This is a genomic window from Mesorhizobium helmanticense, from assembly GCF_003034915.1.
Lineage (GTDB): Bacteria > Pseudomonadota > Alphaproteobacteria > Rhizobiales > Rhizobiaceae > Mesorhizobium > Mesorhizobium helmanticense.
In genome coordinates this window covers 21923-39622 of record NZ_PZJX01000042.1, presented here as the reverse complement: position 1 = coordinate 39622, position 17700 = coordinate 21923, and the positions used below count along the sequence as shown (strand labels likewise).

Here is a 17700-nt window from a genome sequence, read left to right as displayed (position 1 = left end):
CTTCACATGGCTACGAGGCCGTGATGATGGAGGCGAAAAGCATGCGGCATTTTGGGGGTCTTGCTCAGTCGATCGGCGGTTTCGGCAGGGATCGCAGCGGAAACATCGCGGTTCTTTTTGGCGTTGTCGGGTCGGTTCTGGTGCTGGGCGCCGGCTTTGCCGTTAACGTTTCGCAGCTCTACAACGCCAGATCGAGCCTGCAAGGCGTGGTCGATGCGGCGGTGACCTCGACGGCGCGCGACCTGACGACCGGCGTCATCAAGGAGGCCGACGCCAGCAAATCGGTGCAGGTCTTCCTCGACGCCAACCGCACGGCCGGTATCCTGCAGGCCGACCAGATCGTCCTCGACAAGTTGACGGTCGACAGGACCGCCAATACGGTCCGGGCGGACGCGCATGTCGATGTCGGCCTCTATTTCCCGATCTTCGGCCTTGAAAGCGCGCGGCGCGTCACCGCATCCACCACGGCCCTTTATTCGGACAAGACGGTCGAGGTGGCGATGATGCTCGACATCACGGGGTCGATGAAGAGGAGCGGCAAGAAAGACAAGATCGGTGATCTGAAAGCAGCGGCAAAAAACGCGGTCGAGACGATGCTTCAGAACCAGGATCCGAAGAACCCCCGCATTCGCGTCGCGCTTGTGCCTTATGCCTCCGCCGTGAATGTCGGCAAGCTGGCGGAAAACGTCTATGCCGAGAAGCAGGGGGGCTCTGACCTGCCGCCCGTCGCCGGCAGCTCGCTTCTCGTCACCAAGACGGGCAGTAAGCTGCTGCCGTCCTTCAGCGACTACATCTCCATCGTTGGCGCAGCGGCGCCCCGTTCCGACGATTGCGCCACGGAGCGCAAGAACAAAAACGGCGATCCGGATTTCAGCGCCGACGGCCCCGACACGGTTCGCACGGACGGGAACGGCAAGAAATATTATGCCCTGGTCAACCGGGATGATCATCTGGGTGGTGGAGGAATGAACAAGTGCCCTGACGCGGCGGTGATCCCACTGACAGCCGATTCCGGCGCCTTGCTCGATTCGATCGACGACTTCCGGGCCGATGGTTACACCGCCGGCGCGATCGCCATTCAGTGGACCTACTATATGCTGTCGCCGCAATGGCGCGCGGCGATCAAGAATGCCGGTCTCGGCAGCGGCCCCGCGGATATCAATGCGAAGAAGATCGCCAAGGTCGCGATCCTGATGACCGATGGCCAGTTCAATACAGCCTTCGCCGGCGCCGGGGGCAGCTACAACAGCCAGGGCAACCTTGCGCGCGGCAACGCTGAAACGCTATGCGGCAACATGAAAAGTGACGGCATCGAGATTTTCACGATCGGCTTCGACCTCAACGACAAGGATATGTCGGCAACCGAGCGGGATCAGGCGAAGGCGGTGCTGAAGGACTGTTCGTCGAAAGACGTCTCCGCCGCCAACAGACATTATTTCGAGGTTTCCACCGGAGTGGAACTGGACGCCGCCTTTCAGGAAATCATCCGAAATACCGAAAAGGTTGCACTCACCCACTGATCATCAAACGGAAAAGGCCGCCGCTTCCTTCGAAGCCGGCGGCCTTCCGTGTTTCCGTCCATGGCGCGGCTCATTGGCGGCGGCGCTCTAGCGTCGCCCGCCGCGCATCTCGCGCCTTAACGGGAAGACTGCTTCCCGAAAGTGCAATCCGCTGAGGCCACGTTCTGGAAAACGAAATCACTCGACATCGGATCACCTCCTTTCGATTTGTTGAACACACAATGATGATGGGGTGCGCCGCAGCAAATGGCAAGGCGTCCTGTTGAAAAAGCCGCATGTGATGTTTTTCGGCACCGGCGCGGCTTGCGGTCCACCGGCCAACCGGACAACATTGTCGCACTGGACTGCCGGCATCCGGCGCGTCGGGGAAGGAAATGGAAGCCAGCAACAAGGCGGCACGGATCGTTCGAACGGTCATCGAAACGCTGAAACCGGGTTTTGCGGTCAGGCTGTGGACCGGCGAGCGGATCGGGCCCGCCACCGGCCCCGTGCTCACCATCAACGACCAGGACATCGTCTGGCAGGTGGTCCGCCGCCCCACCTTGTCGACGCTGATCGAGATGTGGGTGTCGAAGGCCATCGACGTCGAAGATGGCTCCCCACTCGATCTCTACGCAATACCTTTCGAAGGCAAGCTGCGCCTTAAGCTGAAATCACTACCGAAGCTGGCGATTCTGCGCGATCTGCCCGCCGTGCTGTTTTCGCGCAAGCAGATGGCGGCGCGCAGCGATCTCGCTGGCCGCAACCCCTTCGTCAGCGGGTCGAGCAAGCAGGCAATCGAGCACCACTATGACATCTCCAATGCCTTCTACCAGCTCTTCCTCGACGAGAGGATGGTCTACAGCTGCGGGTACTTCACCGACTTTGCCAATGATATCGACATGGCACAGGCCGACAAGCTGGAACACATCTGCCGCAAGCTCAGACTAAAGCCTGGCGACCACCTTCTCGACATCGGCTGCGGGTGGGGCGGAATGCTGATCCACGCCGCCAAGAACCATGGTGTGATCGGGCATGGCGTCTCTCTGTCGGAGGAGCAAACGGCATTTGCCCGCGAACGGATCCGTGCCGAAGGGCTGGAAAAACGGATCACCATCGATATCAAATCCTATACCGATCTCACCGGCAGCTACGACAAGATTTCCTCTATCGGCATGTTCGAGCATCTCGGGCTCGTCAATCATGCGGCGTACTTTTCGACCATACATCGCCTGCTCAAGCCAGATGGCATCTACCTGCACCACGCCATAACCAAACGCGACAAGGGCAGTTTGAAGAAGACGCTGCGCAAGGACCCCGGATACAAAGCGCTGGTCAAGTATATCTTCCCGGGCGGCGAACTCGACACGATCGGAATGACGGTCGGCAATCTCGAGGCGCACGGGTTCCTGGTCTACGATGTCGAGAATTTGCGAGAGCACTACGCGCAGACCTGTCGCCTGTGGGCGCAACGGCTGCAGGCGCGGTTCGGCGCGGCGGTGGCCGAAGTGGGCGAGCCAAGGGCGAGGCTTTGGCTGCTTTATCTCGCCGGATGTTCGCAGATGTTCAACAACGGTTCGACGCAACTGTTTCAGACGGTGGCGACAAAGAGGAGGCGGGGGCCAAGCAGTTTGCCGCCGACGCGGGCGGATCTGTATCGGTAATCCAAAGCGACCGTGGCGTCTCGCCGTCCTTGAAGCTGCCCGGTCGGTCGACGGTGGTGGGTTGCGGCCAACTGATCCGGCGGGCAAAATCCTGTCGGTGTTCTGGGGCGGGTGATGGATATGGAGGCTGCCGACAAGGCCGCACGGATTGTTCGAACGGTTGTCGAGACGCTCGATCCGGGTTTCGCCGTCAAATTGTGGACCGGCGAGCGCATCGGTCCCGCCACCGGCCCCGTGCTCACCATCAACGACCAGGATATCGTCTGGCGGATGGTGCGCCGCCCCAGCTTCTCGACGCTGATCGAGATGTGGATTTCCAAGGCCGTCGATGTCGAGGACGGTTCACTGTTCGATTTCTACGCCCTGCCGTCGCGGGGCAATATCAAGGCGAAGCTGAAAACACTGCCGAAGCTGGCGATCCTGCGCGACCTCCCCGCGGTGCTGTTTTCGCGCAAGCAGATGGCGGCGCAGGCCGACCTTGCCGGGCGCAATCCCTTCGTCAGCGGTTCCAGCAAGGAGGCGATCCAGCACCACTACGACATCTCGAATGCCTTTTACCGGCTCTTTCTCGACGAGCGCATGGTCTACACCTGCGCTTATTTCACCGACTTCACCAATGGCATCGACCAGGCGCAGGTCGACAAGCTCGATCATATCTGCCGCAAGTTGCGGCTGAAGCCTGGCGATCGGTTGCTCGATATCGGCTGCGGCTGGGGGGCGATGCTGATCCATGCGGCCAAACACCATGGCGTCATCGGTCACGGTGTCTCGCTGTCGGAAGAGCAGACCCGGCTGGCGCGCGAACGCATCCGCGCCGAGGGCCTCGAGGATCGTGTCACCATCGACATCAAATCCTACACCGACCTCAGCGGCAGCTACGACAAGATCTCGTCGATCGGAATGTTCGAGGCGGTCGGCCTGGCCAATCACGCGACCTATTTCTCGACCATCCATCGCCTGCTCAAGCCGGGTGGCATCTATTTGCACCACGCCATCACGCGGCGCAGCAAGGGCAGCGCGAAGAAGACGCTGCGCAAGGGCGCGGAATACAAGGCGCTGATCAAATACATTTTTCCGGGCGGGGAGGTCGACACGATCGGCATGACGCTCGGCAATCTCGAAGCGCACGGTTTCCTTGTCTACGATGTCGAAAACCTGCGCGAGCATTACGCCCGCACCTGCCGTCTGTGGGCGGAGCGCCTCGATGCGCGCTTCGACGAGGCGATCGCCGAGGTCGGCGAGGCCAAGGCGCGGCTCTGGCTGCTTTATCTTACCGGCTGCTCGATCACCTTCGAGCGCGCCTCGGCGCAGATTTTCCAGACCGTCGCCACCAAGCGGGCGCGCGGCCCGAGCGGCCTGCCGCCAACGCGGGCGGATCTGTATCGGTAGTTCACACGAACCGCATAGGGGCACCGATTTCCACGCTGGCTGGCCGGTCGACGGTGCAATAGACGCCGATATTGTGGGCGTTGTGGCGAACCAGATTGCGCAGGATTGCCGGGTCGTGGTCAAAGCCATCCTGGGCGATGATAGTGAAGCCGCAGCGGCGACACGGTTCCGATATGGTCAACAGCAGATCGCCGATCGCCAGCTTGCGGCCGATCCATTCCGTTTCCGGGAACGATCCCTCGATGGCCGCCATGTCGACCACGATGTTGGGGCGGAAGCGGCGCGGGTCGGGCGTTCCCAGGGGATGCAATGCTTTCAGGCGCGCGATCGAGGCGGTGGTCAGCAGGTGGATGGGCGCCTTGCGATAGCGCTCCGCGGTCAGCGGGCCGGAATAATCCGGCGCAACGTTTTCCCTGCGAAACGGCCGGATCGAGGCCTCGAAACCGAGATAGGCGGAAACGACGCGGTCGCTTTCGGCGCCGGGCGCGGCCAACCAGTCGCCGCCGGGAACGGCGATCTCGAGCGCGCATTCACCGGTCAACCGGGTGCGGATCAGCGGCACCTTGTGCCATTTCGCTTCGCGGTCGGGCCGTGCGATCTCGTTGTTCGAGGCATCGACTAGGCCGAACAAGCGATCGCCATCGATGGTCTCTTTTCCGACCGCGATTACGTCCTGGCGCTCGCCGGCGAGCGAGCTCGCCGGATAGCGCCAGAGCTCGCTGACAGTGCCGATCTCGGTCGCGGCCGGCATCAGGCCTTCTTGTTCTGCCGGTTGGCGACGAGATCGTCGACCACCGCCGGGTCGGCCAGCGTCGAGGTATCGCCAAGTGAGCCAAAGTCATCCTCGGCGATCTTGCGCAATATGCGCCGCATGATCTTGCCCGAGCGGGTCTTGGGCAGGCCCGGTGCGAACTGGATCTTGTCGGGCGTGGCGATGGCGCCGATCTCCTTGCGGACATGGGCGACGAGTTCCTTGCGCAACTCCTCGCTCGGCGTCTCGCCGGCCATCAGCGTGACGTAGCAATAGATGCCCTGGCCCTTGATGTCGTGGGGATAACCGACAACGGCAGCCTCCGAGACCTTGTCGTGGCTGACAAGCGCCGACTCAACCTCGGCCGTGCCCATGCGATGGCCGGAAACGTTGAGGACATCGTCGACGCGGCCGGTGATCCAGTAGTAGCCGTCGGCATCGCGGCGGCAGCCGTCGCCGGTGAAATATTTGCCCTTGTAGATCGAGAAATAGGTCTGCACGAAACGCTCGTGATCGCCATAGACGGTGCGCATCTGGCCGGGCCATGAGTCGGTGATGCAGAGATTGCCGTCGGCCGCGCCCTCCAGCACCTTGCCGTCGCCGTCGACCAGCTGCGGCTGGACGCCAAAGAAAGGCCGCGTCGCCGAGCCTGCCTTGAGGTCGGTGGCCCCGGGCAGCGGCGTGATCAGGATGCCGCCGGTCTCGGTCTGCCACCAGGTGTCGACGATCGGCACCTTGCCGTTGCCGACGACGTTGAAGTACCACTCCCAGGCCTCCGGATTGATCGGCTCGCCGACCGAACCCAGCACGCGCAGCGACTTGCGTGAGGTCTTCTGCACATGCGCGTCGCCGGCACCCATCAGCGCACGCAGCGCCGTCGGCGCGGTGTAGAAAATGTTGACCTTGTGCTTGTCGATGACCTCCCAGAAACGGGATTGCGAGGGGTAGTTCGGCACCCCTTCGAACATCAGCGTGGTGGCGCCATTGGCGAGCGGCCCATAGAGGATGTAGCTGTGGCCGGTGACCCAGCCGACATCGGCGGTGCACCAGTAGATGTCGCCGTCATGGTAGTCGAAGACATATTGGTGGGTCATCGAGACGTAGACGAGATAGCCGGCGGTGGTGTGCAGCACGCCCTTCGGCTTGCCGGTCGAACCCGACGTATAGAGGATGAACAGCGGGTCCTCGGCCTTCATCTTCTCGGGCTTGCATTCCGCCTTAACCGTGGCGACTTCGTCGTGGTACCAGACGTCGCGGCCCGGAGCCCAGCCGATCTTGCCGCCGGTGCGGCGCACGACGACGACGTTCTTCACCATCACATGCTGCCTGGCGGCAATGTCGATCGCCTTGTCGGTGTTCTCCTTCAGCGGAATCGCCTTGCCGCCGCGCAGGCCTTCATCGGCGGTGATGATGAAAGTCGATTCGCAGTCGACGATACGGCCGGCCAGCGCGTCCGGCGAAAAGCCGCCGAAGACCACCGAATGGATGGCGCCTATACGCGTGCAGGCGAGCATCGCATAGGCCGCCTCCGGGATCATGGGCATGTAGATGGTGACGCGGTCGCCCTTCTTGACGCCGTGCTTTTTCATCACATTGGCGAGCCGGCAGACATGCGCGTAAAGCTCGTTATAGGTGATCTTCTTGTCGTCGTAGGGGTTGTCGCCTTCCCAGATGATCGCAGTCTGGTCGCCACGCTTCTTCAGGTGCCTGTCGATGCAATTGTACGATACGTTGGTCAGCCCGTCCTCGAACCACTTGATCGAAACCTTGCCGTCGAAGGAGGTGTTCTTGACCTTGCTGAAGGGCTTGAACCAGTCGATGCGCTTGCCGTGCTTGCCCCAGAATTTGTCCGGGTTCTTCACGCTGTCGGCGTACCATTTCAAATAAGTGTCATTGTCGATCAGAGCATTCTTCTTCCACGCCGGTTGGACGCGGTGGACATGAACATCGGACATTCTTGGCTTTCCTCCCAAACCATGCCGCCGGCTTGACGCACCAGCGGGCTCGCGGCGTTGCGGCCGCGAATTCGCGCGCATTATTAACAGTTCCGCCGTGACGGCAACATTAGACGTTGGATTCGCGCGGCGGGATGCCGCAGCAGCCTTTTTCAATGCTGTCAGCACTCGGGTACGATCGCTGCTAACTACATGTTTTTGCGTAGTAAACTTGGCCTAGACTGCGAAATATCAATAGACGGTTAAGCAAATAGCGCGCACAATTTCACACTGGGAGGAAAGGAGAATCAACCTGGGGGCTGCAATGCGCGACCATTCAGAAATGGACCTGATGCTTAGGGGATATGGCTTGACCACGGCCAAGATTCTTTATCACTTCCCCGACCACCCGCATCTCTTACAGAGCTTCATCTGGCAGGACTACGACATCGCGCCGAAATTCCCGGTGCTGATAAGGTTCATCGAGTTCTGGAAGGCGAGGCTCGACGGGCCGCTGCACTCGGTGAGTTATACGCACCAGAAACTGATCTCGCCGAACGAATGGCGCAAGGTCGATGGAGAGTTCGTGCTGCATTAGTTCCTTGTCGCAGAAGTTTGACGGACCGTGTTTGCATCAGCGGACCACACGCCTTGGCGATTGGCGGAAACATCAATCACTTCGTCATCCACGGGCGGAGCAGCCGCGAAGCGGCGTCGCGAAGACCCGAGGATGACGAAGTTGAGGGGGCTTCGGCTACGCCCCGATGTCTATGATGATCCCGAAACGAGGATCGCGACGCTTACACCGCTGGCGGGTTCAACCGGGCGAAACCCTCCTGGCGCCGATACGGAAAATACGGGTAGGGCGCGGTGACTTCGCTTGCGGCGTCGAGCTTTTTCATCTGCTCCGGGGTCAACGTCCAGCCGACCGCGCCGAGGTTCTGGCGAAGCTGCTCCTCGTTGCGGGCGCCGATGATGACGGACGATACGGTCGGGCGCTGCAGGAGCCAGTTGATGGCGATCTGCGGCACGGTCTTGCCGGTTTCCCCGGCTATCGCGTCGAGCGCGTCGACGACCCGGTAGAGATGTTCGTCCTCGACCGGCGGCCCGAAGCTTGCGGTGTCGTGCAGCCGGCTCTTTTCCGGCAACTTCTTGCCACGGCGGATCTTGCCGGTCAGGCGCCCCCAACCGAGTGGGCTCCACACCAGCGCGCCGACGCCCTGGTCGAGACCAAGCGGCATCAGCTCCCATTCGTAGTCGCGCCCGACCAGCGAATAATAGACCTGGTGGGCGACGTAGCGCGGATATCCGTGCCTGTCCGCCAGGCCGAGCGATTTCATCACCTGCCAGCCGGAGAAATTGGAGACGCCGACATAACGCAGCTTGCCGGCGCGCACGAGGTCATCCAGCGTCGACAGCACTTCCTCGATCGGCGTGCCGGCATCGAAGGCGTGCAGTTGCAACAGGTCGATATAGTCGGTGCCGAGACGTTTCAATGCGTCCTCCACGGCTCGGATCAGCCGCGAACGCGACGAGCCGTAGTCAGCCGGCCCGTCGCCCATCGGCAGCGAGGTCTTGGTCGAGATCAGCACGGCGTCGCGGCGGCCTTTGATCGCCTGGCCGAGCACCTCTTCGGAAGCGCCATTCGAATAGACGTCGGCGGTGTCGAACAGGTTGACGCCGGCCTCAAGGCAGATGTCGATCAATCGCCGCGCTTCCGCCGCGTCGCTGTTGCCCCAGGCGCCGAACAGCGGCCCGGAACCGCCAAAAGTTCCAGCGCCGAACGAGAGCGCCGGGACCTTCAGGCCCGAGGCGCCAAGACGTCGATATTCCATCTTTTTCTCCTATGATGACAAAGAGGATTTGGATTTCATCGAACTCGCTTACGAGCAGGCGGTTGCCGGTTCGCCGAGCGTCGGGCGATCAAGACGCAGCGCCAGCGCAGCCACGCCGAGCGCCGCGAGCGGCAGCAGGGCGGCGACCCAGGTGACGGCATCGAGACCGGGACCATGGGCGATGACCACGCCGCCAAGCCATGCGCCGGCGGCGTTGCCAAGATTGAAGGCAGCGATGTTGAACGACGAAGCCAGGCTCTGGCCGGCGCCTTCGGCCTTTTCCAGCACCCACATCTGCAACGGCGCCACAGTGGCGAAGGCGGCAGCACCCAGCAGGCCGACATAGATGACGGTCATCGTCTGGCTGTGCAGGGCCAAGGTCATTGTGCCGAGCACCAGCGCCAGCACGACGAGGCTGCCGAGGACGGACGGCACCAGCCAGCGGTCGGCGAACTTGCCGCCCAGCAGATTGCCGGCGATGAGGCCGCCGCCGAAGACAAGCAGGATCGGTGACACGGCGGCTTCCGCAAAGCCGCTGATCTCGGTCAGCAGAGGTGCGATATAGGTGAAGACGGCGAACACACCGGCATAGCCGAGCACCGTGGTGGCGAAGCCAAGCAGGACTGGCTTGCGGCCGAGCACGGCCAGATCGGCGCGCAGGTTGCTTTTCTCGGGAGCGACCTGGCTGCGTGGCACCAGCAGCAGGATGATTGCGAAGGCCGCCAGTCCAACAACGGTCACGGCCCAGAAGGTCGCGCGCCAGCCGAAGGCCTGGCCGAGCCAGGTGCCGAAGGGTACGCCGAGGATGTTGGCGATGGTCAGGCCGGTGAACATCAGCGCGATCGCCGAGGCCTTCTTGTTGGGCGCGACCAGCCCGGTCGCGACGACCGAGCCGACGCCGAAGAAGGTGCCGTGGGCAAAGGCGGTGATCACGCGGGCGCCCATCAGCGTCCAGTAATCTGGGGCGAGCGCGCAGGCGAGATTGCCAAGGGTGAAGATCGCCATCAGCGCCAAAAGCACGGTCTTGCGCGGCCAGCTTCCTGTGGCGATGGTCAAAAGCGGCGCGCCGACGACAACACCCAGCGCATAGCCCGAAATCAACTGCCCGGCGGCCGAGATCGACACACCGAGATCTTTGCTGACATCGAGCAGCAGGCCCATGATGACGAATTCGGTGACGCCAATGCCGAAGGCGCCGGCGGCGAGGGCGTAGAGAGCAAGAGGCATGGTCATCGTCCTGTTGGTGGCAAAGGACGCTGTTTCCCCGCGTCCGACCGGAAGATCGTGTCGCGGTGAACTGTGAACCAGACTTGCCCCAGGCATATTTTCTGTGAAATAGATTCACGAATGGCGAGACCTGACATCAATCGCTCCGGCGAGATCGAAGTGTTCGTTCGTGTCGTCGAGGCCGGCAGCTTTTCGGCGGCGGCGCGGGCGCTGCGAATGACGCCATCGGCGGTGAGCAAGCTGATCGCGCGGCTGGAAGCGCGGCTTGGCGCACGGCTCGTCAGCCGCTCGACACGCAGGTTGCAGCTCACCCCGGAGGGCATCGCTTTCCACGACAGCGGCATGCGCATCCTCGCCGACATGGATGCGGCCGAACGCGAAGCGGCGGCAGGGGCAGCACCCCGCGGCCTGCTGCGCGTCAACAGCTACGTGCCGTTCGGGCAGCACCGGCTGATCCCGCTGCTGCCGCGCTTCCTCGAACGTTATCCCGAGATCTCCGTCGACGCGGTGCTGACAGACAGCGTCATCGATCTGATGGAAGAGCGCGCCGATGTCGCCATCCGGGCCGGACCGCTCCGCGAGTCACGGCTGGTGGCGCGCAAGCTCGGCCAGAGCCGAATGGTGGTGGTTGCCGCCCCATCCTACCTTGAGGCGCGCGGCGCGCCGCGTCTGCCTGCCGACCTCGAACATCACAACCGTCTTGCCTTCGGCTTCGCGCGATACATTGATGGCTGGCCGTTCACCGACACGGCCGGAGCATCTCTTACGGTTCCGGTCACCGGCAATGCGATGGTCAGCGACGGCGAGGCGATGCGGTTGACGGCGCTGGCCGGGGCGGGCATTGCCCGGCTGGCCCGCTGGCACGTCGCGCCCGACATTGCCGCTGGCCGTCTCGTGCCGCTGCTGGAAAAATTCAATCCCGGCGACGAGGAGCCGACGCATGCCGTCTATGTCGGCCAGGGCAAGCACCTGCCGGCCAGGGTGCGGGCTTTTCTCGATTTTCTGGTAGAGAGCGTGCGGCTCTGAAGGACGAAAAGCCGCGCGCCAGGGGGACGCGCGACTTTCCATAAAGGGACCGGACGCTGCCCGCTAGGCCTTCGGCGCGAAAGGCGCGGGCCGCCGGCCGGCAGCCTGTCGCTCCAGCATCCAGCCGGGATATTCGGCCGGCAGCGCGCTGACCTCGTCGAGCTTGGCCAGATCGTCGGCGTCGAGCTTCAGCTCGGTGGCGGCAAGGTTTTGTTCGAGCTGCTCCATGCGGCTGGCGCCGATGATGACGCTCATCACGAAGGGTTTGGCCAGGACATAGCCGAGCGCCACGGTGGCGACGCTGACGCCGTGCTTTTTGGCGATGTCGCGCATGACGGCAACCGCCGCCCAGGCGCGGTCCTCGTTAACCGGCGGGAAGTTGAAGGAGGCGCGGCGACCTTCACCATTGCCGGGCGCGCCAGGGCCGTATTTGCCGGAGAGCAGGCCGCCGGCCATTGGCGACCAGACCATCAGCCCGAGCTTTTCCTCGTTGAGCAGCGGCACGATCTCGCGCTCGAGGTCGCGACCGGCGATCGAGTAATAGGATTGCACCGTCTCGAAGCGGGCAAAGCCCTTGCGCTCGGCGATGCCCAGGGCCTTGGCGATGCGCCAGGCCTGCCAGTTGGAAACGCCGACATAGCGCACCTTGCCGCTGGCAACGAGATCGTCGAGTGCTCGAAGCGTCTCGTCGATCGGTGTCACCGCGTCGGCGCCGTGCAGCTGGTAAAGATCGATATGGTCGAGCTGCATCCGCTCGAGGCTGGCATCGACCGAATCCATGATGTGGCCGCGTGAGGAACCGCGCTGGTTCGGCCCGCCGCCCATGGCGCCGTGTACCTTGGTGGCGATGACCACGTCCTGCCGCTTGACGCCGAGATCCCTGAGCGACTGGCCAAGAAGCTGTTCCGATGCGCCAAAGGAGTAGACGTCTGCCGTATCGAAGAAGTTGACGCCGGCGGCGATTGACCGGGAGACGATCTCGTTGACGCCCTTCTGGTCGAGGCTGGCGATCAGGCCCCATTGGGCATTTTCACCGGCGGCGCCGAAGGTCATGGTGCCGAGGCACAGTTCGGAGACAAACATCCCCGTGTTTCCAAGTTGATTGTAGCGCATGGTGCGGCTCCAGGAGATTTGGTGATGACGCTCAGCAAATAGGAACGATACGTTTCGTTTCCAGTCCTGGCGCAATGAACCTGTTGCAGCTGGCCCCATCGAGCCCTCAACCTTGCTGCCTCATCGAGACGATATTCGTGTCGAAAAAAGTTATCAGAATTCCACGGGTCGGATCATCGTCTCGGGCCGGCGGTTGACCTCCTCGACGAAATCGTCATCCCACGCGGGGCCTGTAAGAAGATATTCCGCAAGCGAAGGTTTTGCGCCGTCCAGTCGGTCATGGTCCTCGAGAGCCAACACGACGGCGGCTGGCTTTCCGCGCAAGGTGATCGTCTGTGGCCCTTGTTCGCGCGCCTGCCGTACAAGCTTCGAGAGATTGTTTCTTGCGTCCCGTAGGTCCCAGTTCAAGAAGAGTAGTCCTCGCTAACTCGGCCGGATGTGCCCGATACACTACCTCGAAAAATCAGGGAACGACAGGCGTCTGGCGAGGCAGGCTATCGGCTACCGAAAATCGCCGAGCCGACCCTGACGCTGGTGGCGCCGAAGGCGATCGCTGTCTCGTAGTCGCCGGACATGCCCATCGACAGTTTTTCGACGCCGGCCTCGCGGGCGAGCTTTTCCAGCAGCGCGAAATGCGGGCCGGGGTTCTCGTCGGCCGGCGGGATGCACATCAGGCCTTCGATGGCGAGGCCATGGACATCTCGACAGCGGGCGACGAAGGCGACGGCCTCGCGCGGTTCGATGCCGGCCTTTTGCGGTTCGGAACCGGTGTTGACCTGGACATAGAGTTTTGGCGAGCGGTCCTGCCTGGCCATCTCCTTGGCGAGTTCGGCGGCGATCTTCTCGCGATCGACCGTCTCGATCACGTCGAACAACGCGACCGCTTCCCTGGCCTTGTTCGATTGCAGCGGGCCTATCAGATGCAGCTCGATATCAGGGAAGGCCGCCTTCAGCGCCGGCCACTTGGCCTGCGCTTCCTGCACGCGGTTTTCGCCGAAGATACGCTGGCCTACCTCGATGACCGGGCGGATGTCAGCGGCGTCGAAGGTCTTCGACACGGCGACCAATGTGACGGCGCCGGCTTCGCGGCCGGCCTCATGCTCGGCTGCGGCGATCTTCGCCTTGACCGTGGAAAGCTGTTCGACGGGGCTCGCCATGCCTATATCCTGCCTGTCTTTTCATGCTCGCAGGATCGCCGCAGTTGACGGGTCCGGCAATCCATGGTGAACACCGCGACGACATTTTCCTGGCCGCCGGCCATTGTCCGGCGGCTTGTGCCTGCTTTTAAGTGAAAAACATCCGATGGCAACCGAACGATACAATCCGCGCGCGTCAGAGCCCAAATGGCAGAAGGCCTGGGACGCCAAGAAGCTGTTCGAAGCTGACAATGACGACCCGCGCCCGAAATACTATGTGCTGGAGATGTTCCCCTATCCGTCGGGGAAGATCCATATCGGCCACACCCGCAATTACACGATGGGCGACGTGGTGGCGCGCTACAAGCGGGCCAAAGGCTTCAACGTGCTGCACCCGATGGGCTGGGACGCTTTTGGCATGCCGGCCGAGAACGCAGCCATGCAGAACAAGGTCCATCCCAAGGAATGGACCTACCAGAACATCGCCGCCATGCGCGAGCAGCTCAAGATGATGGGCCTGTCGCTGGACTGGGCGCGTGAATTCGCGACCTGCGACGTCGACTACTACCACCGCCAGCAGATGCTGTTCCTCGACTTCGTCGAAAAGGGGCTGGTGACGCGCAAATCCTCCAAGGTCAACTGGGATCCGGAGGATATGACGGTGCTCGCCAACGAGCAGGTCATCGACGGGCGCGGCTGGCGCTCGGGCGCGCTGGTCGAACAGCGCGAGCTGACGCAGTGGTTCTTCAAGATCACCGACTATGCGCAGGACCTGCTGGATTCGCTGGAAGGCCTGGGCGAATGGCCGGATAAAGTGAAGCTGATGCAGCAGAACTGGATCGGCCGTTCGGAAGGCCTGCTGATCCGCTGGCCGCTGGCTGTTCCGGTTGCCGGCGAGCATGAGCTGGAAGTCTATACGACGCGACCCGACACCATCTTCGGCGCCTCGTTCATGGCGGTCGCCGCCGACCATCCGCTGGCGAAGAAGGCCGCCGAGGACAATCCGGCGCTGGCAAAGTTCATCGAGGAGGTCCGTCATATGGGCACCTCGGTGGCAGCACTGGAGACGGCCGAGAAGAAGGGCTTCGATACCGGCATCCGTGTCGTTCATCCGTTCGACGCGAGCTGGACGCTGCCTGTCTATGTCGCCAATTTCGTGCTGATGGACTATGGCACCGGCGCCATCTTCGGCTGCCCGTCCGGCGACCAGCGCGACCTCGACTTCGCCAACAAATACGGCCTGCCGGTGGTGCCGGTGGTGATGCCGGAAGGCGAGAATCAAGGAAGCTTCCAGATCATTGACGAAGCCTATGTCGGCGATGGCGTGATGATCAATTCGCGCTTCCTCGATGGCATGAAGCCGGGTCAGGCGTTCGACGAAGTGGCGAAACTGCTGGAGCAGAAAACCATCGGCAACCGGCCGATGGCCGAGCGCAAGGTGAATTTCCGCCTGCGCGACTGGGGCATTTCGCGCCAGCGCTACTGGGGCTGCCCGATCCCGATGATCCATTGCGAGGATTGCGGCGTGGTGCCAGTGCCGAAGGCCGATTTGCCGGTCAGGCTGCCCGACGACATCGAGTTCGACCGGCCGGGCAATCCGCTCGACCGCCATCCGACCTGGCGGCACGTCAACTGCCCGCAATGCGGCAAGCCGGCGCGGCGCGAGACCGACACGATGGACACGTTCGTCGATTCGTCCTGGTATTTCGTGCGCTTCACGGCGCCCTGGGCGAACGAGCCGACCGAGCCGAAGGCGGCCAATGAATGGCTGGCGGTCGACCAGTATATCGGCGGCATCGAGCATGCGATCCTGCATCTGCTCTATTCGCGCTTCTTCACCCGCGCCATGCGCGAGACCGGTCATCTCGATCTGGCCGAACCGTTCAAGGGCCTGTTCACGCAAGGCATGGTGGTGCACGAGACCTACCGCGTCGGCGGTGCCTCGACCAATGGGCGCTGGCTGTCACCGAGCGAAGTCAGGATCGAGGACGTCGACGGCAAACGCCGCGCCATCGAGATATCAACCGGCGAAGAGGCCGTTATCGGCCCGCTGGAAAAGATGTCGAAGTCGAAGAAGAACACGGTGAGCCCGGAAGAGATCACCGACGGCTACGGCGCCGACACCGCGCGCTGGTTCATGCTGTCGGATTCGCCGCCCGAGCGCGACGTCGAGTGGACCGACGACGGCGCAGCCGGGGCGCACCGCTTCCTCCAGCGCATCTGGCGCCTGGTGTCGACGGCTGCCGAAACGCTCGCCGGGGTCAAGCCGGCGGCGGCGAAAGAGGGCGAAGCCGGAGGCGTTTCCAAGGCCGCGCACAAGGCGCTGAAATCTGTCGGCGAGGACATTGAAAAGCTCGCCTTCAACCGCGCCATCGCCCGCATCTACGAGCTTGCCAATGCGTTGACCGTGCCGCTCAACGAGGTGGCGGAAGGCAAGGCCGATCCGGCGCTGAAAGGCGCTTGCCGCCAGGCCGTCGACATCATCGTGCACTTGATCGCGCCGGTCATGCCGCATCTGGCCGAGGAATGCTGGCAGACGCTCGGCGGCACCGATCTCGTCGCCGAACGGCCGTGGCCGGTCTATGATCCGGCGCTTGTCGTCGACAGCGAGATCGTGCTGCCGGTCCAGGTCAACGGCAAGAAGCGCGGCGATTTGACAATTGCCCGCGACGCGGACCAAGGTGCGGTCGAAAAAGCGGTTCTGGCTCTCGACTTCGTGCAGAAAGCGCTCGAAGGTAAGGCACCGCGCAAGGTGATCATCGTGCCGCAGAGGATCGTCAATGTCGTTGCCTGATCCGGAAAAGACAGATGTGACGCGTTTGCTGCGCCGGGTGGCAGTTTGCGGACTGGTCGTTTCGGCTGCGCTGCTTTCGGCCTGCACGGTGCGCCCGCTCTATTCGAGCGCGCCGCTCACCGCCGGCTCGCAAGTCGGCGCCGCCACTGAGCTGGCATCGATTTCGATCAAGCCGGTCAATACCCGCTACGCCCAGCAGGTCCGCAACAATCTGATCTTCGCGCTCGGCCAGGGCGCGGGTGAGCCGGCTTCGCCGGTCTATTCGCTCGATCTCGGCGTCACCGAACTCGTCGAATCCGCTGCCATCGTGCAGATCCAGACCGACGAGGACGAGCCTACGGCGGGCACGGTGACGCTGACCGCCAACTATGTGCTGACCGACGCCAAGACCGGCACGGCGATCGCGAGGGGCAAGCGCTCGATCGCTTCGTCCTTCGACAAGCCGCAACAGGAGTTCGCTTCCTACAGGGCGCAGATCGACGCCGAGAATCGCGCGGCGCGCGAACTGGCCGATCTGCTGCGGCTGTCGATCGCCCAGGATCTGATCAAGCATGGAAAGGCAGTGGCGGGTTAGACTGAGACCCAAAGCTTCCGGCTATTGCCGACACATGAAAAAGGCCGATTGCTCGGCCTTTTTTCGAAATGGGATGCTTTGCCTCAGCCGATCTTTTGGCCGGTCTTTGCCCAATCGGCCAGGAACTGCTCCAGCCCCTTGTCGGTCAGCGGGTGCTTGACCAGCGCCTTCAGCGTCGCCGGCGGCGCGGTGATGACGTCGGCGCCGATGAGCGCTGCCTGCTTGACGTGGTTCACGGTGCGCACCGAAGCTGTCAGGATCTCGGTCGGAAAATCATAATTGTCGTAGATCTGCCGGATCTCCTGGATCAGCTCCATACCGTCCGAACCGGTGTCGTCGATACGGCCGACGAAGGGCGAGATGAAGGAGGCGCCGGCCTTGGCGGCGAGCAGCGCCTGGTTGGCGGAGAAGCAGAGCGTGACGTTGACCATGCGGTTCATCTCGGTGCGGATCGTCTTGCAAGCCTTCAGCCCGTCCAGCGTCAGCGGCACCTTGATGCAGACATTGTCGGCGATCTTGGCCAGGATCCTGGCCTCCGCCATCATGTCGTTGTATTCGGTGGCCACGACCTCGGCCGAGACCGGGCCCTTGACGATATCGCAGATCTGCTTCGTGACGTCGGCGATCTTGCCGCCGGATTTGAGGATCAGCGAGGGGTTGGTGGTGACGCCGTCGAGCAGCCCCAGATCGTTCAGCTCACGGATTTCCTTGACATCGGCGGTGTCGACAAAAAATTTCATGGCGGTCTCCTGAAGATT

16 protein-coding genes are annotated in these 17700 nt (G+C 62.6%); 7 read left to right on the top strand and 9 right to left on the bottom strand.

Annotation, left to right across the window (positions count from 1 at the left end):
- The first annotated feature begins 41 nt into the window (after window positions 1-41).
- Window positions 42-1520, top strand: a complete 1479-nt coding sequence (locus C9427_RS22920; protein ID WP_107651405.1) for a TadE/TadG family type IV pilus assembly protein — start codon at window positions 42-44, stop codon at window positions 1518-1520.
- A 70-nt stretch (window positions 1521-1590) separates the two neighbouring features.
- Here the strand turns inward: C9427_RS22920 and C9427_RS34865 are convergent, their stop codons facing one another.
- Complete coding sequence (locus tag C9427_RS34865) at window positions 1591-2100, bottom strand: hypothetical protein (protein WP_245437149.1); 510 nt, start codon at window positions 2098-2100, stop codon at window positions 1591-1593.
- Between C9427_RS34865 and C9427_RS22915 the strand changes: the two genes are divergently transcribed.
- Together C9427_RS22915 and C9427_RS22910 are read left to right on the top strand one after the other, a co-directional pair.
- The gene (locus C9427_RS22915; RefSeq protein WP_245437148.1) at window positions 2063-3163 is read left to right on the top strand and encodes an SAM-dependent methyltransferase; all 1101 of its coding nucleotides are present in this window, start codon (window positions 2063-2065) and stop codon (window positions 3161-3163) included. The genes C9427_RS34865 and C9427_RS22915 overlap by 38 nt on opposite strands.
- Window positions 3164-3283: 120 nt before the next feature.
- On the top strand, window positions 3284-4552 hold the full coding sequence (locus C9427_RS22910) for an SAM-dependent methyltransferase (RefSeq protein ID WP_107651404.1): 1269 nt from the start codon (window positions 3284-3286) through the stop codon (window positions 4550-4552).
- 1 nt (window position 4553) lies between these two features.
- Here the strand turns inward: C9427_RS22910 and C9427_RS22905 are convergent, their stop codons facing one another.
- Entirely contained in the window at window positions 4554-5303 is a 750-nt protein-coding gene (locus C9427_RS22905) for an MOSC domain-containing protein (protein ID WP_107651368.1), read from the bottom strand.
- Entirely contained in the window at window positions 5303-7258 is a 1956-nt protein-coding gene (acs, locus tag C9427_RS22900) for an acetate--CoA ligase (RefSeq protein WP_107651367.1), read from the bottom strand. Before acs ends, C9427_RS22905 begins: the two co-directional genes overlap by 1 nt.
- Before the next feature lie 304 nt (window positions 7259-7562).
- Here acs and C9427_RS22895 point away from each other — a divergent pair, with 304 nt between their 5' ends.
- On the top strand, window positions 7563-7835 hold the full coding sequence (locus C9427_RS22895; protein WP_097574538.1) for an usg protein: 273 nt from the start codon (window positions 7563-7565) through the stop codon (window positions 7833-7835).
- Window positions 7836-8037: 202 nt separating this feature from the next.
- Here the strand turns inward: C9427_RS22895 and C9427_RS22890 are convergent, their stop codons facing one another.
- Together C9427_RS22890 and C9427_RS22885 are read right to left on the bottom strand one after the other, a co-directional pair.
- On the bottom strand, window positions 8038-9072 hold the full coding sequence (locus C9427_RS22890) for an aldo/keto reductase (RefSeq protein WP_107651366.1): 1035 nt from the start codon (window positions 9070-9072) through the stop codon (window positions 8038-8040).
- 48 nt (window positions 9073-9120) lie between these two features.
- Window positions 9121-10299: an MFS transporter gene (locus tag C9427_RS22885; protein WP_107651403.1), complete on the bottom strand. Its 1179-nt coding sequence runs from the start codon at window positions 10297-10299 to the stop codon at window positions 9121-9123.
- Window positions 10300-10419: 120 nt separating this feature from the next.
- Here C9427_RS22885 and C9427_RS22880 point away from each other — a divergent pair, with 120 nt between their 5' ends.
- Window positions 10420-11325 (top strand): LysR family transcriptional regulator, encoded by a 906-nt coding sequence (locus tag C9427_RS22880; RefSeq protein ID WP_107651365.1) that lies wholly within the window; start codon window positions 10420-10422, stop codon window positions 11323-11325.
- A 63-nt stretch (window positions 11326-11388) separates the two neighbouring features.
- Here C9427_RS22880 and C9427_RS22875 read toward each other — a convergent pair whose 3' ends face one another.
- The 3 genes from C9427_RS22875 to C9427_RS22865 all read right to left on the bottom strand — a co-directional run bounded on the left by C9427_RS22875 (window position 11389) and on the right by C9427_RS22865 (window position 13595).
- On the bottom strand, window positions 11389-12438 hold the full coding sequence (locus C9427_RS22875) for an aldo/keto reductase (protein ID WP_107651364.1): 1050 nt from the start codon (window positions 12436-12438) through the stop codon (window positions 11389-11391).
- A gap of 153 nt (window positions 12439-12591) precedes the next feature.
- Window positions 12592-12846: a type II toxin-antitoxin system Phd/YefM family antitoxin gene (locus tag C9427_RS22870; RefSeq protein WP_107651363.1), complete on the bottom strand. Its 255-nt coding sequence runs from the start codon at window positions 12844-12846 to the stop codon at window positions 12592-12594.
- Window positions 12847-12932: 86 nt separating this feature from the next.
- Complete coding sequence (locus C9427_RS22865) at window positions 12933-13595, bottom strand: YggS family pyridoxal phosphate-dependent enzyme (protein WP_107651362.1); 663 nt, start codon at window positions 13593-13595, stop codon at window positions 12933-12935.
- Between the two features lie 145 nt (window positions 13596-13740).
- Here C9427_RS22865 and leuS point away from each other — a divergent pair, with 145 nt between their 5' ends.
- Window positions 13741-16368 (top strand): leucine--tRNA ligase, encoded by a 2628-nt coding sequence (gene leuS / locus C9427_RS22860; protein ID WP_107651361.1) that lies wholly within the window; start codon window positions 13741-13743, stop codon window positions 16366-16368.
- Entirely contained in the window at window positions 16355-16942 is a 588-nt protein-coding gene (gene lptE / locus C9427_RS22855; protein ID WP_107651360.1) for an LPS assembly lipoprotein LptE, read from the top strand. Before leuS ends, lptE begins: the two co-directional genes overlap by 14 nt.
- A gap of 83 nt (window positions 16943-17025) precedes the next feature.
- Here the strand turns inward: lptE and fsa are convergent, their stop codons facing one another.
- Window positions 17026-17682: a fructose-6-phosphate aldolase gene (gene fsa, locus C9427_RS22850; RefSeq protein WP_107651359.1), complete on the bottom strand. Its 657-nt coding sequence runs from the start codon at window positions 17680-17682 to the stop codon at window positions 17026-17028.
- Between the last annotated feature and the right edge of the window lie 18 nt (window positions 17683-17700).